This is a genomic window from Pseudomonas sp. KH_040 (assembly GCF_057839305.1).
Genome location: NZ_CM174487.1, coordinates 6138860 through 6163838 on the forward strand (window position 1 = coordinate 6138860; position 24979 = coordinate 6163838).

At 60.6% G+C, this 24979-nt stretch carries 19 protein-coding genes; 4 read left to right on the forward strand and 15 right to left on the reverse strand.

Translation table 11 applies throughout. From position 1 onward, the window contains the following. Positions 1-21: 21 nt before the first annotated feature. From fdhA to AC3IUF_RS27465, 8 genes are all read right to left on the reverse strand, one after another. Entirely contained in the window at positions 22-1221 is a 1200-nt protein-coding gene (gene fdhA, locus AC3IUF_RS27430; RefSeq protein WP_034155015.1) for a formaldehyde dehydrogenase, glutathione-independent, read from the reverse strand. Positions 1222-1421: 200 nt separating this feature from the next. Beyond that, complete coding sequence (gene purU / locus AC3IUF_RS27435; protein ID WP_007909989.1) at positions 1422-2279, reverse strand: formyltetrahydrofolate deformylase; 858 nt, start codon at positions 2277-2279, stop codon at positions 1422-1424. Between the two features lie 217 nt (positions 2280-2496). After that, positions 2497-3129, reverse strand: coding sequence for a sarcosine oxidase subunit gamma (locus AC3IUF_RS27440; RefSeq protein WP_008086919.1), 633 nt, complete (start codon positions 3127-3129; stop codon positions 2497-2499). A 132-nt stretch (positions 3130-3261) separates the two neighbouring features. Continuing rightward, on the reverse strand, positions 3262-6279 hold the full coding sequence (locus tag AC3IUF_RS27445) for a sarcosine oxidase subunit alpha (protein ID WP_007913126.1): 3018 nt from the start codon (positions 6277-6279) through the stop codon (positions 3262-3264). Further along, positions 6276-6605, reverse strand: coding sequence for a sarcosine oxidase subunit delta (locus AC3IUF_RS27450; RefSeq protein WP_007913119.1), 330 nt, complete (start codon positions 6603-6605; stop codon positions 6276-6278). Before AC3IUF_RS27450 ends, AC3IUF_RS27445 begins: the two co-directional genes overlap by 4 nt. Before the next feature lie 14 nt (positions 6606-6619). Beyond that, positions 6620-7870, reverse strand: coding sequence for a sarcosine oxidase subunit beta (locus AC3IUF_RS27455; RefSeq protein ID WP_003206307.1), 1251 nt, complete (start codon positions 7868-7870; stop codon positions 6620-6622). Between the two features lie 20 nt (positions 7871-7890). Next, positions 7891-9144 carry a serine hydroxymethyltransferase gene (locus AC3IUF_RS27460; protein ID WP_007913117.1) on the reverse strand — a complete coding sequence of 418 codons (1254 nt, stop codon included), beginning with the start codon at positions 9142-9144 and terminating at the stop codon, positions 7891-7893. 285 nt (positions 9145-9429) lie between these two features. Continuing rightward, entirely contained in the window at positions 9430-10140 is a 711-nt protein-coding gene (locus tag AC3IUF_RS27465; RefSeq protein WP_489279789.1) for a TraX family protein, read from the reverse strand. Positions 10141-10266: 126 nt separating this feature from the next. Between AC3IUF_RS27465 and AC3IUF_RS27470 the strand changes: the two genes are divergently transcribed. From AC3IUF_RS27470 to AC3IUF_RS27480, 3 genes are all read left to right on the forward strand, one after another. Next, positions 10267-11307, forward strand: coding sequence for a threonine aldolase family protein (locus tag AC3IUF_RS27470; protein ID WP_007913115.1), 1041 nt, complete (start codon positions 10267-10269; stop codon positions 11305-11307). Between the two features lie 315 nt (positions 11308-11622). Next, positions 11623-12156 (forward strand): REP-associated tyrosine transposase, encoded by a 534-nt coding sequence (locus AC3IUF_RS27475; protein WP_123375956.1) that lies wholly within the window; start codon positions 11623-11625, stop codon positions 12154-12156. A gap of 138 nt (positions 12157-12294) precedes the next feature. Continuing rightward, entirely contained in the window at positions 12295-13119 is an 825-nt protein-coding gene (locus AC3IUF_RS27480; protein WP_447787361.1) for an SDR family oxidoreductase, read from the forward strand. A gap of 318 nt (positions 13120-13437) precedes the next feature. Here AC3IUF_RS27480 and gbcB read toward each other — a convergent pair whose 3' ends face one another. Continuing rightward, positions 13438-14538, reverse strand: a complete 1101-nt coding sequence (gene gbcB / locus AC3IUF_RS27485; RefSeq protein ID WP_007911227.1) for a glycine-betaine demethylase subunit GbcB — start codon at positions 14536-14538, stop codon at positions 13438-13440. A gap of 297 nt (positions 14539-14835) precedes the next feature. On the opposite strand from gbcB, the gene gbcA reads away from it, so the two are divergent. Then, a complete protein-coding gene (gene gbcA / locus AC3IUF_RS27490) occupies positions 14836-16131 on the forward strand; it encodes a glycine-betaine demethylase subunit GbcA (protein ID WP_007911229.1) in 1296 nt (431 codons plus the stop codon). Between the two features lie 930 nt (positions 16132-17061). On the opposite strand, the gene etfB is transcribed toward gbcA, so the two are convergent. From etfB to AC3IUF_RS27520, 6 genes are all read right to left on the reverse strand, one after another. Next, on the reverse strand, positions 17062-17832 hold the full coding sequence (gene etfB, locus AC3IUF_RS27495; protein WP_489279791.1) for an electron transfer flavoprotein subunit beta: 771 nt from the start codon (positions 17830-17832) through the stop codon (positions 17062-17064). A gap of 9 nt (positions 17833-17841) precedes the next feature. Continuing rightward, on the reverse strand, positions 17842-19062 hold the full coding sequence (gene etfA, locus AC3IUF_RS27500; RefSeq protein ID WP_489279793.1) for an electron transfer flavoprotein subunit alpha: 1221 nt from the start codon (positions 19060-19062) through the stop codon (positions 17842-17844). Beyond that, positions 19062-21011: a dimethylglycine demethylation protein DgcB gene (gene dgcB, locus AC3IUF_RS27505; protein WP_095112750.1), complete on the reverse strand. Its 1950-nt coding sequence runs from the start codon at positions 21009-21011 to the stop codon at positions 19062-19064. The genes etfA and dgcB overlap by 1 nt, the downstream gene beginning before the upstream one ends. Positions 21012-21174: 163 nt before the next feature. Beyond that, complete coding sequence (gene dgcA / locus AC3IUF_RS27510) at positions 21175-23235, reverse strand: dimethylglycine demethylation protein DgcA (RefSeq protein ID WP_007911244.1); 2061 nt, start codon at positions 23233-23235, stop codon at positions 21175-21177. Between the two features lie 15 nt (positions 23236-23250). Beyond that, complete coding sequence (locus tag AC3IUF_RS27515) at positions 23251-23781, reverse strand: DUF5943 domain-containing protein (RefSeq protein WP_007907543.1); 531 nt, start codon at positions 23779-23781, stop codon at positions 23251-23253. Between the two features lie 106 nt (positions 23782-23887). Further along, the gene (locus AC3IUF_RS27520; RefSeq protein WP_007911246.1) at positions 23888-24865 is read right to left on the reverse strand and encodes a dipeptidase; all 978 of its coding nucleotides are present in this window, start codon (positions 24863-24865) and stop codon (positions 23888-23890) included. Positions 24866-24979: the final 114 nt, after the last annotated feature.

Consider the following 24979-nt stretch of genomic DNA (forward strand, 5'->3'; position numbering starts at 1 on the left):
CGTTTTCTATTGCGTAAAACCTTACGCCGCACTGAACAACTTATGCGGATCAATCACAAACTTCTTCGGCACACCCGCATCGAACTCGCCGTAACCTTCCGGCGCCTGATCCAGACTGATCACCTGCACCCCCACCACTTCGGCGATGTTGATGCGATCCCACATGATCGCCTGCATCAGTTGACGGTTGTACTTCATCACTGGCGTCTGGCCGGTGTGGAAGCTGTGCGACTTGGCCCAGCCCAGACCGAAGCGAATGCTCAGGCTGCCCATTTTTGCGGCAGCGTCCACCGCACCTGGATCTTCGGTGACGTACAGGCCCGGAATACCGATCTTGCCGGCCACACGCACCACGCCCATCAGCGAGTTGAGCACGGTGGCCGGCGCTTCGGCTTTTACGCCGTCGTGACCATGGCCGCGAGCTTCGAAACCAACACAGTCCACCGCGCAATCCACTTCCGGTTCGCCCAGCAGTGCGGCGATCTGTTCGTGCAGCGGCGTGTCCTTGGACAGGTCGACGATTTCAAAACCCTGGGATTTGGCGTGAGCCAAGCGGATGGTGTTGACGTCGCCGACGATCACCACCGCAGCACCGAGCAAACGTGCGGAAGCGGCAGCGGCCAGGCCGACCGGGCCAGCGCCGGCGATGTAAACAGTGCTGCCCGGGCCAACGCCCGCCGTCACTGCGCCGTGATAACCGGTCGGGAGGATGTCGGAGAGGCAGGTCAGGTCACGGATTTTCTCCATGGCCTTGTCGCGGTCCGGCAGTTTCAGCAGGTTGAAGTCAGCGTACGGCACCAGCACATATTCGGCTTGGCCACCGGTCCAGTCGCCCATGTCGACGTAACCGTATGCGCCGCCGGCACGGGCCGGGTTGACGGTCAGGCAGACGCCGGTGTGTTGCTCTTTGCAGGAACGGCAGCGCCCGCAAGCGACGTTGAACGGCACGGAAACCAGATCACCGATTTTCAGGTTTTCGACGTCGGAGCCTTTTTCGATCACCTCGCCGGTGATCTCGTGACCCAGCACCAGACCGGTCTGCGCCGTGGTACGGCCGCGCACCATGTGTTGGTCGGAGCCACAGATATTGGTGGAAACCACTTTGAGAATGACCCCGTGCTCGATCTTGCGACCGCGCGGGTCCTGCATTTTCGGATAGTCGATTTTCTGTACTTCGACCTTGCCAGCGCCGAGATACACCACACCACGATTGCCAGACATGCTTTCACCTCGCTGTTGTTTTTATGGAACCGCGTTGCCCAGGCAGGCAGCGCGTTGAGTGCTCGGGTACAGATGCTGTTTATGTGTTGCCTGTCAGGGCCTCATCGCTGGCAAGCCAGCTCCCACAGGGATTTGCGTCGTTTACAGAATCTAAATCCAACATCGAATCCTGTGGGAGCTGGCTTGCCAGCGATGGCGATCTAGAGAACGACCGTACGATTGGCGTTGAGAAACACCCTCCGCTCAATGTGATACCCAACCGCCCGCGCCAGCGTCAGGCCTTCAATATCGCGGCCCTTGGCAATCAGATCCTCAGGGTAATGACTGTGATCCACCGCCTCGACGCCCTGGGCAATGATTGGCCCTTCATCGAGGTCGTTATTGATGTAATGCGCCGTCGCGCCGACCAGTTTCACGCCCTTGTTGTAGGCCTGGTGATACGGCTTGGCGCCCTTGAAGCCCGGCAGCAACGAGTGATGAATGTTGATCGCTTTGCCATCCAGCTTGCGGCACAGCTCCGGCGACAGCACCTGCATGTAGCGGGCGAGGATCACCAGTTCGGCGCCGGACTCTTCGATCACCTGCCACACCTGACGCTCCTGCGACGGCTTGTCGTTGGGGTCGAGGGGGAAATGGTAGTAGGGAATCTGGTGCCAGTCGGCCAGCGGTTTGAGGTCCGGGTGATTGGAGACCACCGCCGCCACGTCCATCGACAACTGGCCGATGCGCTGGCGGTAGAGCAGGTCGTTGAGGCAGTGGTCGGCCTTGGAGACCATGATCACCACTTTCGGCCGGTAGTTCGGCGCGGTCAGCTCGAAGATCATGCCGAAGGCCTGGCCGCGTTCGGCTAAGCCTGCGCGGAAGGACTTTTCGTCGAAGCCGTCGGGCTGGCGGAATTCCACGCGAATGAAGAAACGCCCGGAGAGGCGGTCATCGAACGAGTGGTGCTCGGTGACGTAGCAGCCCTGCTCGAACAGAAAACGCGTGACCGCGTCCACGGTGCCGAGGACGCTGGGGCAGTCGGCGGTCAGAATCCATGTGTCTGGGGCGCGGCTCATGGTGCGGTGACTCCTGTTCTTTGTGCGGGGTGTCTGGGGAATTTTTGCCCCTCACCCTAGCCCTCTCCCAGAGGGAGAGGGGACTGACCGAGGTGTTCGTTCAAGCTACGCCGACCTGAAAATCTGAAGGTGAATGCAGATCGCAAAAACACCCGAGATCGGCTCCCTTTCCCCCTCTCCCCCTTGGGGGAGAGGGCTGGGGTGAGGGGGTAAGCTTTTAGGCTTGTACGCTCAACCCGTACTCAGCCGAAGCATCCTGCAACCACAACCACCAGTAATCCGAGAAGCTGCGACGAATCAGCAATTCCCAGGTGTCTTCGGCGGTATGGCGAATCATCAACTGCGATTTGGCGAACACCGTGCCGACCGCTTTACCGACCGGGAAGTTGTTCGGGTGCACGTCGTAGCTGGTGGATTTCATCAGCACCTGGCGTACGTTCGGCCCGCTCAATTCGAGCACTTGCTGGCCGCCGCTGACGTTGACGATTGCGATGTGCAGATCGCCCAGCGCTTCGCGCAGTTTCTGTTCGGCAGCGAACTCTTCACCGCTTGGCACGATCAGCAGCCACTCATCCGGGCCCATCCATTGCAGGCTGGTTTCACCCTTGACGATGACGCTGAGAGCGCCGGGCAGTTCGATACCCAAGGCTTTGTGCACGCCAGCGGCGAAGGCTGCATCGTGGCCATCACCACGGATGGTCAGGTGACCGAGGAGTTTCTTTTCCCGCACGATCACGCCGGCGTTCTTGCGGCCCTTGCCGACCAGGCTGGCGAGGTCGGCATGGTGCAGCGACGACTCGGCCTTGGCGCCGGTGGTCGGGCGTTGTTGGTAAACATTGGCTGTGGTCATAAAGCACCTTCCTGAATTCTTGATCGTTCCCACGCTCTGCGTGGGAATGCCGCCATGGACGCTCTGCGTCCGCTCTTGGGACGCAGAGCGTCCCGGGATGCATTCCCACGCAGAGCGTGGGAACGATCAGTGTCAGATGTTCTGGCGATCACCCTTCGGATCGAAGAACACCGAAGAAACAATCTCCGCCTCGATCACACTACCGTCGGCCAGCGGTGCAAACACCCGCTCACCGAGGCGCTTCAGACCGCCCTTGACCACACCCATGGCAAACGAATAACCGAGGGAGTTGTGCGCGTAGCTGGAGGTCACGTGGCCGACCATGGTCATCGGGATCGTCTGCTTGGTGTTGAACACCAGTTGCGCGCCTTCCGGCAGCCACACGTTCGGATCGATCGGCTTCAGACCGACCAATTGCTTACGCTGATCCTTCACGCAGTCTTCACGGTTCATGCCACGCTGGCCGATCCACGAGAACGGTTTGGTGCGACCCACACACCAGCCCATGTTCAAGTCGTCCGGGGTCATCGAGCCGTCAGTGTCCTGGCCGACAATGATGAAACCCTTCTCGGCACGCAGGACGTGCATGGTTTCAGTGCCGTACGGGGTCAGGTTGTATTGCTTGCCGGCCTCGACGATTTTCTCCAGCACGCCCATCGCGTAGTCGGCCTGGACGTTGACTTCGTACGACAGCTCACCGGTGAACGAGATACGGAACACCCGCGCCGGCACGCCGCCGACCAGACCTTCTTTCCAGGTCATGAACGGGAACGCTTCGTTGCTCAGATCAATGTCGGTCACGGCGCTGAGCAGCTTGCGGCTGTTCGGCCCGGACAGGGTCATGGTTGCCCAGTGGTCGGTGACGGAGGTGAAGTAGACCTTCATGTCCGGCCATTCGGTCTGGTGGTACAGCTCCAGCCACTGCAGCACGCGAGCCGCGCCGCCGGTGGTGGTGGTCATGACAAAATGGTTGTCCGCCAGGCACGCCGTCACACCGTCGTCGAAGACCATGCCGTCTTCTTTGCACATCAAACCGTAGCGCGCCTTGCCCACGTCGAGTTTGGTCCAGGCGTTGGTGTACACGCGGTTGAGGAACTCGCGGGCATCCGGGCCTTGGATGTCGATCTTGCCGAGGGTCGAGGCGTCGAGCAGGCCGACGCTGTCGCGCACGGCTTTGCATTCACGCTTGACGGCGGCATGCAGGTCTTCACCGTTTTTCGGGAAGTACCATGGACGTTTCCACTGACCGACGTCTTCAAACTCTGCGCCATTTTTCACATGCCAGGCATGCAGCGCGGTGTGACGCACCGGCTCAAAGATGTGCCCACAGTGACGACCGGCCACGGCGCCGAAGGTCACCGGCGTGTAGTTCGGGCGGAACATGGTGGTACCCATCTGCGGGATGGTCACATTCAGCGAACGAGCTGCGATGGCCAGACCGTTGACGTTGCCGAGCTTGCCCTGATCGGTGCCGAAACCCAGCGCGGTGTAGCGTTTGACGTGCTCGACCGACTCGAAACCTTCGCGGGTCGCCAGTTCGATGGCGGCGGCGGTCACGTCGTTCTGCAGGTCGACGAATTGCTTCGGTGCCCGTGCGGTGTTCTTTTCATGTGGCACCTGGAACAGCGCCAGCGTCGGTTCTTCGTGACGGCTCAGGGCTTTCGGCAGCACGCCTTCGACGGTCTGGAAACCGGCTTCAGCGGCAGCACGCACGCCACCTTCAAAACCGTCAGCCAGCGAATCGCCGAGACCGTAAACGCCGTTGATGCCACCGACGCACACACGTTTCTGCGGTGCTTCGCCCGGTACGAAACCAAGGATGTCTTCACGCCAGGTCGGCTTGCCACCGAGGTGCGAAGCCAAGTGAACGACCGGGCTGTAACCGCCGGAACTGGCAACCACATCGCAGTCGAGCCACTCGCCAGGACTGGTCACGGCGTGCGCTTTAACATCAATCGCCGCCACGCGGGCAGCAGTCACGCGCTTGCTGCCACGGGCTTCGATCACGGCGCTGCCGGTGAGGATGCGGATGCCTTTGGCTCGCGCTTCTTCTACAAGCGCACCACGCGGATTGCTGCGCGCGTCGGCGATGGCGACCACTTGCAGACTGGCGTCGAGCCAATCCAGAGCAACGCGATAAGCGTGATCGTTGTTGGTGCTGAGGACGAGCTTCTTGCCCGGTGCCACGCCGTAGCGACGCACGTAAGTCGACACCGCACCAGCCAGCATGTTGCCCGGCACGTCGTTGTTGCCGTAAACCAGCGGACGCTCGCAAGCACCGGTCGCCAGCACCACACGCTTGGCGCGGACACGGTGAATGCGCTGACGCACCTGACCGATCGGCGCACGGTCACCGAGGTGATCGGTGAGGCGTTCGTGAATGGTCAGGAAGTTGTGGTCGTGGTAACCGTTGACCGTGGCGCGCGGCAACAGCAGCACGTCCGGAGTGTTCTTCAGTTCCGTGATGACGCTGGCGACCCAGTCCATCGCCGGTTTGCCGTCGAGGCTTTCGCGCGAGTCGAGCAGGCTGCCGCCGAACTCTTCCTGCTCATCGGCAAGAATCACTCGGGCACCGCTGCGCGCTGCGGCCAGGGCAGCGGCGAGACCGGCCGGGCCGGCGCCGACGATCAGCACGTCGCAGTGCTGGTTCATGTAGTCGTAGGTGTCCGGATCGACTTCGGTCGGCGAACGGCCGAGGCCGGCAGCCTTGCGAATGTACTTCTCGTAGGTCATCCAGAACGATTGCGGGTACATGAAGGTTTTGTAGTAGAAACCCGGCGGCATCAGCTTGCCGCCGACCTTGCCGAGAATGCCCATCATGTCGTTATTGACGCTCGGCCAGCCGTTGGTGCTGGTCGCGACCAAACCTTGATACAGCGCCTGTTGCGTGGCGCGCACGTTGGGGATTTGCGTGGCTTCGGTCGCACCGATCTGCAGCACCGCGTTCGGCTCTTCGGCGCCGGCAGCGAAGATCCCGCGAGGACGCGAGTACTTGAAGCTGCGGCCGATGATGTCGACGCCGTTGGCGATCAGTGCGGCGGCCAGCGAGTCACCCTCGAAGCCTTTGTAGCTCTGACCGTTGAAGGTGAAGCTCAGCACTTTGTTGCGGTCGATCCGTCCACCGTTGGACAGGCGATTGGTCTGGCTCATACCTTCTCTCCCAGCGCCGTCGTGGCTGTTTTCGCCGAATCAGCCTTGTCGGTGAATTGCGGCTTGGTGCCGATCTTGTAGGTTTCGAGAATCTCGTAGGTCACGGTGTCGCGGGTGACGTTGAAGTACTGACGGCAACCGGCGACGTGATCCCACAACTCGTGGTGCAGACCACGGGGGTTATCGCGGAAGAACATGTAGTCGCCCCACTCCTCGTCAGTGCAAGCGCCAGGGTCGAGCGGGCGCGGAATGTGCGCCTGACCGGATGCGTGGAATTCCTCTTCGGAGCGCAACTCGCCGCAGTGAGGACAGAAGATATGCAACATGGGGATTTCTCCTGTTAGTGGGCGACGGCAGCAGCGCCGTGTTCGTCGATGAGTGCGCCGTTGTGGAAACGGTCGATGGAAAACGGGGCGGCCAACGGGTGCATTTCACCCTTGGCCAGACTCGCGGCAAACACGTTGCCCGAGCCAGGTGTGGCCTTGAAGCCACCGGTGCCCCAACCGCAGTTGAAGAACATGTTCGGTACCGGGGTTTTCGAAATGATCGGGCAAGCGTCCGGGGTGGTGTCGACGATGCCGCCCCACTGGCGGTTCATGCGTACGCGCGACAACACCGGGAACATCTCGACGATCGCTTGAATGGTGTGTTCGATCACCGGGTACGAACCGCGCTGGCCGTAGCCGTTGTAGCCGTCGATACCGGCGCCGATCACCAGGTCGCCCTTGTCGGACTGGCTGATGTAACCGTGCACGGCGTTGGACATGATCACGCTGTCGATAATCGGTTTGATCGGCTCGGACACCAGCGCTTGCAGCGGGTGGGATTCGATCGGCAGACGGAAACCGGCCAGTTTGGCCATGTGCCCGGAGTTACCCGCAGTGACCACGCCGACGCGCTTGGCGCCGATGAAACCCTTGTTGGTTTCAACACCGATGCACACGCCGTTTTCCTTGCGGAAACCGATCACTTCGGTCTGCTGGATCAAGTCCACGCCCAAGGCGTCGGCGGCACGGGCAAAGCCCCAAGCCACGGCATCGTGACGGGCGACGCCGCCGCGACGCTGCACGGTCGCGCCCATCACCGGGTAGCGGGTGTTTTTCGAGCAGTCGAGGTACGGAATCTCGTCAGCGACTTGCTTGGCGTTGAGCAGTTCGCCATCAACGCCATTGAGGCGGTTGGCGCTGACCCGACGCTCGGAATCACGGATGTCCTGCAGGGTGTGGCACAGGTTGTAAACGCCACGCTGGGAGAACATCACGTTGTAGTTGAGATCCTGGGACAGGCCTTCCCACAATTTCATCGCGTGTTCGTAGAGGTGCGCCGACTCGTCCCACAGGTAGTTGGAGCGAACGATGGTGGTGTTGCGCGCGGTGTTACCGCCGCCCAGCCAGCCCTTCTCGACCACGGCGACGTTGGTGATGCCGTGCTCTTTCGCGAGGTAGTAAGCGGTCGCCAGACCGTGCCCGCCGCCGCCGACGATGACCACGTCGTAGACCTTCTTCGGCGTTGGCGTGCGCCACATGCGCTGCCAGTTTTCGTGGTGGCTGAGGGAGTGTTTGAAGAGGCCGAAGCCCGAATAGCGTTGCATAGTCAGTTACTCCAGAACACTCAGCGATAAACCGGGAAGTCTGCGCACAGGGCCGACACTTGCTGGGCAACATTGGCCTCGACATCGGCATCGCCGAGGTTGTCGAGGATGTCGCAGATCCAGCCAGCCAACACTTCGCACTGGGTCACCTTGAAACCGCGCGTAGTGACAGCCGGGGTGCCGATGCGCAGGCCCGAGGTCACGAACGGCGATTGCGGGTCGTTCGGCACGGCGTTCTTGTTGACGGTGATGTGTGCACGGCCAAGGGCGGCGTCGGCGTCTTTGCCGGTCAGGCCCTGACGGATCAGGCTGACCAGGAACAAATGATTGTCGGTGCCGCCGGACACTACATCGTAGCCACGTTTGATAAACACGCTGGCCATCGCCTGAGCGTTGTCGATCACTTGTTGCTGATAAGCCTTGAAGCCCGGCTCCAGCGCTTCTTTGAAGCACACGGCTTTACCGGCGATGACGTGCATCAGCGGGCCGCCCTGAGCGCCGGGGAACACCGCGGCGTTGAGCTTCTTCTCGATCTCTTCGTTGGACTTGGCCAGGATCAGCCCGCCCCGTGGACCGCGCAGGGTTTTGTGCGTGGTGGTGGTGACCACGTCGGCGTACGGCAGCGGGTTCGGGTACAGACCGGCAGCGACCAGACCGGCGACGTGGGCCATGTCGACGAATAGCAGCGCGCCGACTTTGTCAGCAATCTGACGGAAGCGCGGGAAGTCCAGAGTCTTCGAGTAAGCGGAGAAACCGGCGACGATCATTTTTGGCTTGGATTCGACGGCCAGACGCTCGACTTCGTCGTAATCGATCAGCCCGGTGTCGGTGTTGATGCCGTACTGCACGGCGTTGTAGAGCTTGCCCGAGGACGACACTTTGGCGCCGTGGGTCAGGTGACCGCCGTGGGCCAGGCTCATGCCGAGGATGGTGTCGCCTGGCTGGATCAGCGCCAGGTACACGGCGCTGTTGGCCGAAGAACCGGAATGCGGCTGGACGTTGGCGTAATCGGCGCCGAACAGTTGCTTGGCGCGTTCGATGGCCAGCGCTTCAACTTTATCCACATGCTCGCAGCCACCGTAGTAGCGCTTGCCCGGGTAGCCTTCGGCGTATTTGTTGGTCAGGCCGCTGCCTTGCGCTTGCATGACGCGTTTGCTGGTGTAGTTCTCCGACGCGATCAGCTCGATGTGATCTTCCTGACGTTGCTCCTCGGCATTCATCGCCGCCAGCAGTGCATCGTCGTAACCCTGGATCTGGTCTTGCTTGCTGAACATCGCGTCTCTCCCAGCGGCATCTGTGCGCCATTCGTCTCGGTAAGGCACTGGCAATGAAGGCAGTGCCCTTTGATGCCGATGGTATGACCGGCGCAGACAGCTCAAATGCCTGCGCGCGCCACGCAAAGGTGCGTTTACGACATGGCCGGAAATGCGTTTTCCAGACTCGATCTCGAAAACACTGGAGAACCCTGTGGGAGCTGGCTTGCCAGCGATGGCGGCGGCACATCCGGCATTGATGGTGGCTGACCCACCGCTATCGCTGGCAAGCCAGCTCCCACAGGGTCATGCGGCAACTTGGCGGATAAGTAGCAGCAGGAGGAAATGTGTGGGGTAGAGGGCGTAAGCCCAACGGCGCATGGGGGGTGGCTGGAGATGTCGTGCATGTCGCAACAGGAACATTCCGAGCATGGGCGCAAACAGACAGGTGGCAATGCCAAGAATGGCGACGCTGCTACCGAACCTTGCAGAGTCGTAAAGCACTTGCCATTGATTCGCTGCGAGACAAATCAATCCCGGCACCAAGCTGAAGTACCACGGGCGGCGAAATACCAGCAGCATCGCCAGCGGCAGCAAAACGCCGAAGAACCCGAACATCAGTCGCTCCGGAAAAACAGCGGCCAGCACCAGCGCCGCAACGCCCAGCAATCGCGACATGATCGAGGGATCCTGCCACCCCCGCGCCACCAGCAACCCCAGCGCCAGCGTCGGCATCACATTCAACGTATCGGGCTCAGGAATGTACAACCGGTAAGGAATTTCACTCACCGCACTGAACAGCAACAACCAGCCCAGGTAGCGCCATTCCGTCTTCTGCGAACCATCACGCGCCAGATTCGCCGCCATCGCCAGACAAAACCACGGAAACGCCAACCGTCCTGGCACATACAGCCAATCGACGGAAAAGCCGACATATCGCAGGTGATCGAACAACATGCTCAGCAGCGCCAGCCACTTGAGCAGATCCAGTGCGCCGTCGCGTTTGCTCAGGTGCATAATCGTCCTACAAACTGGTAATTTCCTGAACGTGACATCCCGTGTGCTCCCCGGAAGATCTTCGGTAAAGTGCGCACCCTCATTGACCACGAGCCTTCACAAGAGTCTCGACCACGGAAGCCGGCCATGACCGACAAGAGCCAACAATTCGCCAGCGACAACTATTCCGGAATCTGCCCTGAAGCCTGGGCTGCAATGGAACAGGCCAACCACGGCCACCAACGCGCTTATGGCGACGATGAATGGACCGCTCGCGCGGCCGACCATTTCCGCCAATTGTTCGAAACCGACTGCGAAGTGTTCTTCGCCTTCAACGGCACCGCCGCCAACTCGCTGGCCCTGTCGTCGCTGTGCCAGAGTTACCACAGCGTGATCTGCTCGGAAACCGCCCACGTCGAAACCGACGAATGCGGCGCCCCGGAATTCTTCTCCAACGGCTCGAAACTGCTGATCGCCGGCACTGAAAACGGCAAGATCACCCCGCAATCGATCCGCGAAGTCGCGCTCAAACGCCAGGACATTCACTACCCGAAACCGCGCGTGGTCACGCTGACCCAGGCCACTGAAGTCGGCAGCGTCTACACCCCGGAAGAAGTCCGCGCCATCAGCGCCACTTGCAAAGAGCTGGGCCTGCACCTGCACATGGACGGCGCGCGCTTCTCCAACGCCTGCGCCTTCCTCGGCTGCTCGCCAGCCGATCTGACCTGGAAGGCCGGTGTTGACGTGCTGTGCTTCGGCGGCACGAAAAACGGCATGGCAGTGGGTGAAGCGATTCTGTTCTTCAACCACAAACTGGCGGAAGACTTCGATTACCGCTGCAAACAGGCCGGGCAACTGGCGTCGAAAATGCGCTTCCTCTCGGCACCGTGGGTCGGCATCCTCGAAAACGACGCCTGGCTGAAATACGCCCGCCACGCCAACCACTGCGCGCAGCTGCTGGCTGAACTGGTCAGCGACATTCCCGGCGTCGAACTGATGTTCCCGGTGCAGGCCAACGGCGTGTTCCTGCAACTGTCCGAGCCGGCCATCGCCGCGCTGACCGCGAAGAACTGGCGCTTCTACACCTTCATCGGCAAGGGCGGCGCACGCTTCATGTGTTCCTGGGACACCGAAGAAGAACGCGTCCGCGAACTGGCCCGCGACATCCGCGAAGTCATGTCCGCCTGACCTGACGTCAGACCCACTGATCGTTCCCACGCTCCGCGTGGGAACGCCTCTAGGGACGCTCCGCGTTCCCGCCTCACCACTGTCGACATGCTTAACACCGCTATAACGCAGAGCGTCGACGGCTGCATTCCCACGCAGAGCGTGGGAACGATCTTAGATCGGGAATGATTCTTCCCACCGCAACACCAGACTTCCCCTATATCGCGAATATCCCATCCGCCTCACCCTGATCGTTCCCACGCTCCGCGTGGTAACGCATCCCGGGACGCTCCGCGTTCCATTCCCGTCGCACCGCAAGATTCAAGGAAGAATCCCATGGGCCGCAGCCGCTACACCATTACCGAAACCGACAAACCGCATTTTCTGACTTGCACGATCATGGAATGGTTGCCGTTATTCATCCGCCCCTACATCGTCGACCATCTGCTCAACTGCTGGCGTTATCAACAGACCCACCATCACTTGAAGCTGTACGGCTACGTGATTCTGGAAAACCATCTTCACTTCGTCGCTCAGGCGCCCGACCTGAGTAAATGTCTCAGCCAATTCAAATCTTTCACCGCGCGACAAATCATCGATGATCTGCAAAGCAAAGGTGCAGACAAAGCCCTGCAACGTCTGCGCTTTAGCAAACGTGCGCACAAGCAAGACCGGGTTTACCAGTTGTGGCAAGAAGGCTCCCACGTAGAGATGGTTTATAGCGAATCGGTCATGCGCCAGAAGCTTGAATACATCCACAACAACCCGGTGAAACGCGGGTATGTGGATTTGCCAGAGCATTGGCGTTATTCGAGTGCCAGGGACTACGCGGGAACGCCGGGGCTGATCGAGGTTCAGCGCTGGTATTGATGGTACGCAGAGCGTCCCGGGCTGCATTCCCACGCAGAGCGTGGGAACGATCATGGCAGAGAAAGTGTTACCTCTTCTGCCTGGTCTACATTGTCTGTCGAGCCCTCCGCTCACATAACAATAAGCAGGAGCATCGGCATGTCGTTACAAGGCAAAACCCTGTTCATCACCGGCGCCAGCCGTGGCATTGGTCGTGAGATTGCGCTGCGTGCCGCGAAGGACGGGGCCAACATAGTGATTGCGGCGAAAAGTGCCGAACCCCACGCCAAGTTGCCCGGGACCATTCACAGCGTCGCGGCTGAAGTCGAGGCGGCTGGCGGTAAGGCTTTGGCGCTGCAAGTGGACGTGCGTGATGAAGACGCGGTGCGTCAGGCACTTGCCCAGGCCAACGAGCACTTCGGCGGCATCGATGCATTGGTGAACAACGCCGGGGCTATCAAGCTCACGGGTGTGCAGCACATCGAACTCAAGCGTTTCGACCTGATGCACCAGATCAACACCCGTGCGGTGTTGCTGTGCAGTCAGGCCGCCCTGCCCTACCTGAAGAAATCCGCCGGGCACATTCTCAATCTGTCGCCGCCACTGAATCTGGCGAGCAAGTGGTTTGCGCAGTTCAGTCCGTACACGGTGACCAAGTACGGCATGAGCATGCTGACGCTGGGAATGAGCGAGGAATTTGCCAGTTACGGGATCAGCGTCAATTCGTTGTGGCCGCAGACGATGATTGCCACGGCGGCGATCGAGTTTCAGCTGGGTAATCGGGAGTCGTTCAAGCAGGCGCGTCTGCCTTCGATCATGGCGGATGCGGCGCATGTGATTCTGGATAGCAGCGGGCGGCAGATTACCGGGCGGTTGTTGATTGATGAGGAAGTTTTGCGTGAGAGCGGTGTGACGGAGTTTGATCATTATCGGTTTGATCGGGAAAGCGAAGCGGCGTTGATGCCGGATTTGTTTGTTGACTGAAATAGCCCCTCACCCTAGCCCTCTCCCAAAGGGAGAGGGGACTGATCGGGGGATATTTAAGAATTACGCCGACGTGAAACTACTTTGCCGAATCCATAATCGATAAGGTCGTTCAGGTCGATGCAGAACGCCAGACACCTCCGTCGACCCCTCTCCCTCAGGAGAGGGAACTGATTGGGGAATGCTCGAGGAATACGCCGACCTGAAACTGCTTTACCGAATCTATAGTCGATAAGGTCGTTCAGGTCGATGTAGAACGCCAGACACCTCGGTCGGACCCCTCTCCCTCTGGGAGAGGACTGGGGTGAGGGTTACCGATCAGAAATCGATACGCACATCCCCCTTCGGCACACTGCAGCACGACAAGATAAACCCTTCGGCCTCGTCGTCCTCGGTAATCCCGCCGTTGTGCTCCATCTCCACCTCACCGCCCAGCTTCAGCACCTTGCACGTCCCGCAAATGCCCATACCGCACGCCTTCGGAATCATCAGCCCCAGCTTGGCGGCCGCCGCATGCACGGTCTCGCCCGGTGCCACGCGAATGCTCTTGCCAGACGAAGTGAATTCGACCTGATGCAGATCCGCCGCATCGATTTCCGGTGCATCCGCAGCCTGCTCGGCCTGTTCGACCGCATCGGCACGGGCTTCCGGCGGCGTGGCGCCGAAGGATTCCTCGTGATAACGCGACATGTCGTAACCGGCCACTTCGAGCAGGCGCTTGACCGCGTTCATGTACGGCGTCGGGCCGCAGCAGAACACTTCGCGCTCGAGGAAGTCCGGCACCATCAATTCGAGCATCTTGTGGTTCAGGTAACCGCGATACCCGGCCCACGGCTCACCCAAGCCATGTTTCTCGCAAATCAGGTGCAGGCTGAAGTTGTCGATCCGCGACGCCATGTGTTCCAGCTCACGGTGGTAAATGATGTCTTTCGGCGAGCGCGCGCTGTGGATAAAGGTCATGTCGACGTTGGCGTTGGTGTCGTAGAACCAGCGCGCCATCGACATGCACGGCGTGATGCCGACGCCGCCGCTCAGATACAGCACTTTCGGGCTCGGGAAGTCGATGGCATTGAACAACCCGACCGGCCCGTGCACCGCCAACTCTTGCCCCTCATGAAGCGTGTCGTGCAGCCAGTTGGAGACCTTGCCGCCCGGCACCCGTTTGATTGTCACCGAAAAGCTGTACGGCACCGACGGCGAACTGGAGATCGTGTACGAGCGCATGATCGGCTGGCCTTCGATTTCCAGCTCCAGGGTGACGAATTGCCCGGGCTTGAAGAAGAACAGGATCGGCTGATCAGCCATAAAGCAGAAGGTGCGCACGTCCCAGGTTTCCTGGATGACTTTGACGCAACGGACGATGTGTCGGCCATTGGCCCAGGTCTGGGTGGTGACCGGATTCAGGAAGCTGTTGGACATGCTGTTCTCCACGGCCGACTGTCGGCCTCATGTCGGCGATTCTGCGTATAGCGCGAACCGCCCGTTTACCTATCCGCGACATCGGCATACTTATCGCGACCAGCCCCCAACCACCGGGGGTTGCGCGTCGGGAACAGATTGCACCATGTCGCCCATGGATAAGGTTCGCGGCAGCGCCGGCCCCACACTCGCCCCAACACCAAGACAGATTCTTTACACCTTGCGTAGCAACCGTTAGCAGCACACCTGATCAGCCACTTTTCGCCGGCCACGCAGATGGCCATGAGGATCACATCGATGGACGTCACCGCAAAAATCAGCCTGGGCGATCCGCTGGAACCCGCACGCAAGGCCACCGCACAAATGCTCCAGGAGCGCGAGCGCACGTTTTCGCTGCCGCAACCGTTCTACAGCGATGAGCGGCTGTTCGATATCGACATGCAGGAGATCTTTCAGAAAGAGTGGTTGATCGCCGGCATGACCTGCGAAATCCCGGCCAAGGGCAACTACCTGACCCTGCAGGTCGGCAAAAACCCGATCATCGTCATTCGTGGCGCCGAAGGCGTCGTGCACGCGTTCCACAACGTCTGCCGCCACCGTGGCTCGCGTCTGTGCACCAGCGAAAAAGGCAAAGTCGCCAAACTGGTCTGCCACTACCACCAGTGGACCTATGAGCTGGACGGACGCCTGCTGTTCGCCGGCACCGAAATGGGCGCCGACTTCGACATGAAGCAGTACGGCCTGAAACCGGTGAACGTGAAGACTGCCGGCGGCTACATCTTCATCAGCCTGGCGGAGAATCCGCCGGCCATTGATGACTTCCTGTCGACGCTGAACCATTACATGGAACCGTACGACATGGAGAACACTAAGGTGGCGATCACCACCACCTTGATGGAAAAGGCCAACTGGAAACTGGTGCTGGAAAACAACCGCGAGTGCTACCACTGCAACGCGTCGCACCCGGAACTGCTGAAAACCCTGCTGGAATGGGACGACGTCACCGACCCACGCGCCGATCAGGCGTTCAAGGATCACGTCGCCGCCTCCGCCGCTGCCTGGGAAGCCGAAAAGATCCCCTACGCCCACGCCAGCTTCGGCCTGCGCAACCGCATCGTGCGCATGCCGCTGCTCAAGGGCACCGTGTCGATGACCCTCGACGGCAAACAGGGCTGCGCGAAACTGATGGGCCGCATCAAGAACCCGGACCTCGGCTCGATGCGCATCCTGCACCTGCCGCACTCGTGGAACCACTGCATGGGCGACCACATCATCGTCTTCACCGTGTGGCCGATCAGCGCGCAGGAAACCATGGTCACCACCAAGTGGATCGTGCACAAGGATGCGGTTGAAGGCGTCGATTACGACGTGGAACGCATGCGTCAGGTATGGGACGCGACCAACGATCAGGATCGTCGACTGGCCGAAGAGAACCAGCGCGGGATCAACTCCACCGCTTACCAGCCTGGGCCTTACTCCAAGACCTATGAGTTTGGCGTGGTCAACTTCGTCGATTGGTACAGCGAGCGCATGCTGAACAACCTTGGGGCCGAGCCTGCGCCGTACCTCAAAGGCGTGCCGGTCCAAGGCTAAAAGCAAAAGCTTCGCGAGCAGGCTCACTCCTACAGGGGAACGCATTCCAATTGTAGGAGTGAGCCTGCTCGCGATAGCTATTTCACATTCACCACATCCCTGAACCTTGATTGCACAAATTCTGATCAACCACCCCACACCCCATACCCACCAAGCCCCCCAGCCTTCCGCAAACAAGTTATCCACATAGCCACCCACAGCAAATGGGGGTAACTGTGGATGAACGAAAAAATAACTGACTGATTTGTGAAGAAATATCGTGACTTATCCAGAAGGACGGTTTGCCAGACGCATTGGTTGTTTTTTGATCAAATCTTCGTAAGCCACGTTTTTCATGGCCTGTAGCGGATGGCGAACACGTTATCCACAGAAGCGCCAACAGAGTTCGGGGGTAACTTTGCCTTGTCTGTGGAAAAGCGTTGGAGGCTGTGTGAAATCGAGGTTTGCGCGGGAATTAAGTCCGGAAAATGACGAATTGACTGTTTTTTGATCATCCCTTCGAAAGCCACGGTTTGTATGGTCCTCAGCGGATAGCGAACATCTTATCCACAGAAGCGCCAACAGAGATTGGGGGCAACTTATTCAGTTATCCAAGATAAAAAGCCCAGAAAATCCGTGACTTAGGCTGGTTGTTTTTTGATCGGAGAGCTGTAGGGCTTGATTGACGTGGGGTGCAGAGAGGGGCGAACACGTTATCCACAGTTCCGCCAACAGGGATTGTGGGTAAACACTCCCCCTCACCCCAGCCCTCTCCCTCCGGGAGAGGGAGCCGACCGAGGTGTATTGGAAAAGTGCAGCGACATGCGACTTTGCGGTGTCCTTAGCTTGGCCAAACCTGAGTTCGCGCAGATCTTTCAGGTCGATGTAACGCTTGAGCACGCCACCGTAGGTCCCCTCTCCCTCTGGGAGAGGGCTAGGGTGAGGGGCTTTTCAGCGAACCACACCTTCTTCAAGCAGCAGCTTGAGGATCGCTTCAGCCCCGACCTGTGCAGTAACACCTTTGAGCACCTGCCCACCGCCGCCACTGGCCTTGGCCGTCGCGGCCTTCATCCGGTCCGCCCCGCTTTTGGCCTTGATCACCTTCAAGCGTTTCGGCCGCGGTTTGGCCGCCTGCAAAGTAGCCACCGACAACAGTTCATCGTCCACCACTTCGACGTCGTCAGCCTGCAAGACCCCGCGCCGCGCCGGACCATAAGCACTCTGCCGAGGCTTCGGCGCAGCGTTATCCACAGTCGCCAGAAACGGCAGCTTCACCTTCAACCGGCGCCGCTGCCCACGCGGCAACGCTTGCAGCACCAGCGCCGAACCGTCATTGATCGACTCGACCTGCGCCAGCCCGACCACCAACGGCCAACCCAGTCCTTCGGCAAGCAAAAACGGCAGCATCCCCGACCCTTCGCCGGTTTCCGCCTGGCTGCCGGTCAGCACCACCTGCGCACCGGCATCGCGCAGATACGCGGTCAGCGCCGGCAGCGCATCGGCGCCAGCCGGTTGCTCCAGCACGTGCATCTGCTCAAGACCCATACCCAGATAGGCCCGCAACGCCGGTTCCGCGACGTCGCCGGCATGCAGCACTTGCAGGTTATCTCCCGCCAGTTGCAGGCCCAGTTCCACGGCGCGGGCATCCTGATCAGCACGGCGTGGCCGCCCGGAAGTCGGGTGAGCGCCGATGGAAACCAGACTGATAACTTTCGTGTTCATAGCGTTTCCTTAAGCCGCATCGCGCTTGGCTTCGTTGCGGTAAGCCGCGACCGCTTCGATCAGCGCTCGCAGAATCTCTGCGCTCTCGCCGATCACCGAGAGGTCGGCGCGCTTGATCATGTCGCAACCCGGGTCGAGATTGATCGCCACCACTTTGTCGCAAGCACCAATACCTTGCAGGTGCTGGATCGCACCAGAGATACCCACAGCCACATAAACCCGTGCGGTGACCCAGGTGCCGGACGCGCCGACCTGGCGATCACGCGCCATGAAGCCATCGTCGACGGCGACCCGCGAAGCGCCTTCGGTCGCGCCAAGTGCAGCGGCCGTTTCGTGGAACAATGCCCAGTCCTTGACGCCGTTGCCGCCGGAGAAAATGAATTCGGCTTCGGCCATCGGAATCGCTGCCGGGTCGACCGCCACAGCGCCAAGATCTTCGATCCGCGACAAGCTGCGCGCAACGCTTGTGGATAACTCCACCGGCAACGCTTCATGTCGGGTTTCGCTGACCGGCTCGGCGCATTCGGCCGCAGCCAGAATCAATCGTGCGACGGGACGCGCGAGATCTTGCAGACCGGCGCCCGCGCGGCCAATGCACTCCTGATCCTTGACCTGCCAGACCCGCGTCGCCGGACGCTCGCCGAGTGCAGCGGCAAAACGTCGACCGAGTTCACCGCCACCGCTGCGACTGTCCGGCAGTAGCCAGTGACGTGGGTTGAACTGGTTATCCACAGCGCGCAAGCCCTGCACGCGCTGTTCCGGTGCATAACCGCTGAACTCTTCACCCTCAAGCACCAGCAAGCGATCTACGCCAGCGGTCGCGAAAGCGTTTTCCTTGTGCTCGCCAAAGACCACCGCCAACACCGCACCATCAGTGCCAGCGAGTTGATGGGCAAGGCCGAGCAAATCACGGTCGTGACTGCTCAAGCGGCCGCCGACCATGTCCGGCACCACGGTGATATAGAACGCCGGGGCTGGCACTTGATGCAGCGGCAGTTGCACTTCCACAGCAGCCGAACGTTTGACCGCCCCGCCCTGCTGCGCGCCGCTGCGGTCGATACGTTTGATGCCGTTGGGGCCGATAAAACCGATGCCATGCAGGTTCTTGCGGATGATGCCGTTGGGCCCCATCCAGCTGTGTTGCGCCGGTTGCATGGCCGCGTGCAGCGGGTGCAGGCGGTTACGCGCAATCCATTCGGCGCGTGGGTCGCGGCGGATAATGTCGCTCATCAGTGGGCCTCCGCAGGTTCACGTTTGGCCGGGGTGGCAGGCTTGTTCGGCGCGGCGTCTTCGAGCAGCGCGTCGGCCACCAGTTCGGCGATGTCCTTGATCAGCGGACGCGGTTCGACCACGCCTTCGAGCATCGCCGTGCACTGTGGACAACCCACCGCCACCAGTTCGGCGCCGGTCTCGCGGATGTCTTCCATGCGCATGTCGGGAATCCGCTGCTTGCCCGGAATGTCAGTGATCGGCGCCCCGCCACCGCCGCCGCAGCAGCGCGAGCGGAAGCCGGAACGTTGCATCTCTTTGACCTCGATACCGAGTGCTCGCAGCACTTCACGCGGCGCTTCATATTCGCCGTTGTAGCGGCCGAGGTAGCACGGATCGTGATAGGTCACGCTGTTGCCTTTGTGCTGACCGAGATTGAGCGCGCCGGCCTGGATGATTTCCGCCATGTAAGTGCTGTGGTGTTGCACCAGGTAGTTGCCGTCGAACGCGCCGTACTCGTTTTTCAGCACGTGGAAGCTGTGCGGATCGCAAGTGACGATACGGTTGAAGCTGTATTTGGCCAGAGTCTGGATGTTGCGTTTGGCGAGCAACTGGAAGGTCGCTTCATCGCCAAGACGCCGGGCGACGTCGCCGCTGTCACGCTCTTCGAGACCGAGTACGGCAAAGTCGATTTTCGCCGCTTTCAGCACTTTGACGAAGGCGCGCAGGGTGCGCTGATTGCGCATGTCGAAGGCACCGTCGCCGACCCAGAACAGCACGTCGGTGGATTTCTTTTCGCTGAGCAGATTGAGGTTCAAATCCGCCGCCCAGTTCATCCGCCCGCCCGGAGCAAAACCGCCCGGGTTGTCGGTGGCGATCAGGTTTTCGAGGACTTCGGCACCCTTGTTCGGCGTCGCGCCTTTTTCCAGGGTCAGGTGCCGGCGCATGTCGACGATGGCGTCGACGTGCTCGATCATCATCGGGCACTCCTCGACGCAGGCACGGCAGGTGGTGCACGACCACAGGGTTTCGGCATCGACCAGACCGTTGACGATCGGTTGATGTGGATTGCCCGAGTGTTCGCCCACAGGCTTGCCGGGATAAGGGCTACCGGCGAACTTGGCGTCAGTGCCACCGGCGAGACCGACGACCATGTCCTGAATCAGCTTTTTCGGGTTCAGCGGCTGGCCGGCAGCAAAGGCCGGGCACGCCGCTTCGCATTTGCCGCACTGCACGCAGGCGTCAAAACCGAGCAACTGGTTCCAGGTGAAATCCTTGGGTTTCTCAACACCCAATGGTGCGCTCGGATCGTTCAGATCCAGCGGCTTCAAACCGGTGGAACGGCCGCCGCCAAAACGTTCGGCGCGACGGTGCCAGGCCAGGTGCAAGGCACCGGCAAAGGCATGTTTCATCGGCCCGCCCCAAGTCATGCCGAAGAACAGTTCCGACACGCCCCACAGCACGCCAATTCCGAGGATGACCGCGAGCACCCAGCCGCCAAAGTTCTCCGGGAGGATTCCGGCCACCGGCAGGGTCAGCAGAAAGAACGACGCCGAGAACGCCAGCAGGCTTTTCGGCAGGCGCATCCACGGGCCTTTCGACAGCCGCGCCGGCGGATTGCGCCGACGCAGGTAAACGAAAATCGCGCCGACGAACATCACCGCCGTCATCAGCAGCAAGGCGTAACCGAGGATGCGGTTATGCAGGCCGAAACCGTGGACCAGCAGCGCCAGCACAATCGACGCCACCGCTCCGCCCGCTGTCGCGACGTGGGTGTTGGCAATGTATTTGTCCCGCGCCACTACGTGGTGCAAATCGACCATGTAACGCTTGGGCATGGCCAACAGGCCGCCGATCAGATCGACCTTCGAGGCCCGGCCCCGGCGCCACATGGCCACCCGCCGCAACGCGCCGAGGACACCAAGGCCCAGAGCGGCGAACAACAGGATTGGAAGAAGGGTGTTCAACATGGTGAAGCTCCCACCAGTACAACCTGGAGAAACACGGCGTTCAATGATCGTTCCCACGCTCTGCGTGGGAATGCATGCCGGGACGCTCCGCGTCCCAAGCGGACGCAGAGCGTCCATTGCGGCATTCCCACGCAGAGCGTGGGAACGATCGGTTCACTAGCCCTTAGAAATCCTTGCAGAGCCGCAGGGCGTCATAGATCGCGGCGTGGGTGTTGCGCTGCGCCACGCAGTCGCCGATGCGGAACAACAAGTAGCCGTCGCCCGCCTCGCTCAGCGAAGGTTGTGGCTGGATCGCGAACAACGCCTCGACGTCGATCTGGCCCTTGTTGCGCGAACCCTCTTTGAGCGCGTAGTAGATCTCCTCATCCGGACGCACGCCGTTTTCCACCACCACCTGATCAACCACCCGCTCCTCTTTGGCGCCGGTGTATTCGTTCTCCAACACCGCGACCAGTTTGTCGCCTTCGCGGTAGACCTTCTCCAGCATCATGTCGCCGGTCATGATCACTTCTTTCGGGTACATGCTGCGGTAGTAGGTCGGGAACGACGTACCACCGATGGCCACACCCGGTTTGATGTCGTCGGTGACGATCTCGACCTGGCTGCCTTTGTCGGCGAGGAAGTCGGCGACCGACATCCCGGTGAACTCGCAAATGGTGTCGTAGACCAGTACGTTCTTGCCCGGCGCAACCTTGCCGTCGAGCACGTCCCAGCTGCTGACCACCAGCCCTTCGGCGGCGCCCCAGTGCTCGTTCTGTTCCAGATACGGATGCCCGCCGACCGCCAGCACCACTACGTCCGGACGCAGGTCCATGATGGTGTCTGCGTCGGCCGCCGTGCCCAGACGCAGATCGACTTTCAGCCGCGCCAATTCCAGCTGGAACCAGCGGGTGATGCCAGCGATCTGGTCGCGCTGCGGCGCTTTCGACGCGGTGGTGATCTGCCCGCCGATGAATTCCTTCTTCTCGAACAGGGTCACGTCGTGGCCACGCTCGGCGGCAACGCGGGCCGCTTCCATCCCGGCCGGGCCGGCACCGACGATCACAACCTTGCGTTTCGGACCGGTGGATTTCTCGATGATGTGCGGCACGCCCATGTACTCACGGGACGTTGCGGCGTTCTGGATGCACAACACGTCGAGGCCTTGATACTGGCGGTCGATGCAATAGTTGGCGCCGACGCACTGTTTGATCTGGTCGATCTGGCCCATCTTGATCTTGGCGATCAGGTGCGGGTCAGCGATGTGCGCGCGGGTCATGCCGACCATGTCGACGTAACCGCCCTCAAGAATCCGCGTGGCCTGGTTCGGGTCCTTGATGTTCTGTGCGTGCAGCACCGGCACCTTGACCACTTCCTTGATCCCGGCGGCCAGATGCAAGAACGGCTCCGGTGGATAACTCATGTTCGGAATCACGTTGGCCAAGGTGTTGTGGGTGTCACAACCCGAGCCGACGACGCCGATGAAATCGAGCATGCCGGTGTCGTCGTAATACTTGGCGATCTGCTTCATGTCTTCGTGGGACAAGCCGTCCGGGTGGAACTCGTCACCGCAGATGCGCATGCCCACGCAGAAGTCGTCACCGACCTCGGCGCGCACGGCTTTCAGCACTTCCAGGCCGAACTTCATCCGGCCTTCGAAGGTGCCGCCCCATTCGTCGGTACGCTTGTTGACGCGCGGGCTCCAGAACTGGTCGATCATGTGTTGGTGCACCGCCGACAGCTCAACGCCGTCGAGGCCACCGGCCTTGGCCCGGCGTGCGGCTTGGGCATAGTTGCCGATGACCCGCCAGATTTCTTCCGGCTCGATGGTTTTGCACGTGGCGCGGTGCACCGGTTCACGGATGCCCGACGGCGACATCAGGGTCGGCCAGTGGAAACCGTCCCAGCGCGAGCGCCGGCCCATGTGGGTAATCTGAATCATGATCTTGGCGCCGTGCTTGTGCATGGCGTCGGCCAGATTCTGGAAGTGCGGGATGATGCGGTCGGTCGATAGGTTGACCGAACTCCACCACTGCTGCGGGCTGTCGATGGCGACCACGGAGGAGCCGCCACAGATCGCCAGGCCGATGCCGCCCTTGGCTTTCTCTTCGTAATATTTGACGTAGCGCTCGGTGGTCATGCCACCGTCAGTCGCGTAGACCTCGGCGTGCGCGGTGCTGAGCACGCGATTGCGGATGGTCAGTTTGCCGATCTGGATCGGCTGGAACATTGCTTCGAAAGCCATGGCGGGTTCCTCGACTTACAACGGCTTGACGGTGAACAGGCCGTCGTCGTGGCCTTCTTCGGAGCCACCGTAGACTTGCTCGGCGACGGTGCGGATGCTGCTGCCGCGTGCTTGCAGAATCTGGTCCATGGCCCCGGCAAACCAACCGGTGAACATGTAGTCGACCTTGCGCCCGACCTTGCCGTAGACGTAGACGAACGCCGAGTGTTCGAGCTTGACGCTGGCGGTGCCTTTGTCGAGGTCGATGTCCTGGATCTTGAACAGGCCCCAGCCGCGTTGCGACAGACGCTTCATGTAGTGCTCGAACACCGCGACGCCTTCCAGGCCGTGGCATTCAGCTTCCTTCTCGCACCAGTGCCAGGCGGATTTGTAGCCGGCCTTGTAGAGGATTTCGGCGTAGGCGTCAGCGCCCAGAACCTCTTCGATGCCCATGTGGTTATTCACAAAGAAGTGACGTGGCACGTAGAGCATTGGCAGGGCGTCCGAGGTCCAGACACCGGTCTCGCTGTCGACTTCGATTGGCAATTGCGGGGCGATCTTGGCCATGGAAACTTAACTCCAGAAAATTTTAGATTCAGTGTTGGCCGCGGCCCTCACCCCAGCCCTCTCCCAGAGGGAGAGGGAGCAGATCGGCGGCGGTCTTGAGAAAGCGTTACTCGCCCCAGACGTCTTTGAGGACGTTGACCCAGTTCTCGCCCATGATCTTGCGTACCACGCGCTCGGAATGGCCGCGCTTGAGCAGGGTTTCGGTCAGGTTCGGGAACTCGCCGACGGTACGGATGCCCAGCGGGTTGATGATCTTGCCGAAACTGGTCAGACGGCGGGCGTAACCCTTGTCGTGGGTCAGGTATTCAAAGAAGTCCTGACCGTGGCCCTGGGTGAAGTCGGTGCCAATGCCGATGGCGTCTTCGCCGACGATGTTCATCACGTATTCGATCGCTTCGGCGTAATCGTCGATGGTCGAATCGATGCCCTTGGCGAGGAACGGCGCGAACATGGTCACGCCGACGAAACCGCCGTGATCAGCGATGAACTTGAGTTCCTCATCGGACTTGTTGCGCGGGTGCTCTTTGAGACCCGACGGCAGGCAGTGGGAATAGCAAACCGGTTTTTTCGATTCGAGGATGACTTCTTCGGAAGTCTTGGAACCGACGTGGGACAGGTCGCACATGACGCCAACACGGTTCATTTCAGCCACGATTTCGCGACCGAAGCCCGAGAGGCCGCCGTCACGCTCGTAGCAACCGGTGCCGACCAGGTTCTGGGTGTTGTAGCACATCTGCACGATGCCGACGCCGAGCTGCTTGAACACTTCGACATAGCCGATCTGGTCTTCAAACGCGTGAGCATTCTGGAAGCCGAAGAGGATGCCGGTCTTGCCTTGCTCTTTGGCGCGGCGGATGTCGGCGGTGGTGCGCACCGGCATGACCAGGTCGCTGTTTTCGCGGATCAGCTTCTGGCTGGCAGCAATATTGTTCACGGTCGCCTGAAAGCCTTCCCACACCGACACAGTGCAGTTGGCTGCCGTCAGACCGCCCTTGCGCATGTCTTCGAACAGCTCGCGGTTCCATTTGGCAATGATCAGACCGTCGATAACGATGCTGTCGGCGTGTAATTCGGCTGGGCTCATCAGGCGTCCCCTTATTGGCGATTCATGCGCCGAATCGTCTGCCGGCGCTTTGGGGCCAGCATATGCCTCGGTGCCGGGGCGACCGGGTGCAAAAACGACAGGGGAATTGCCGAA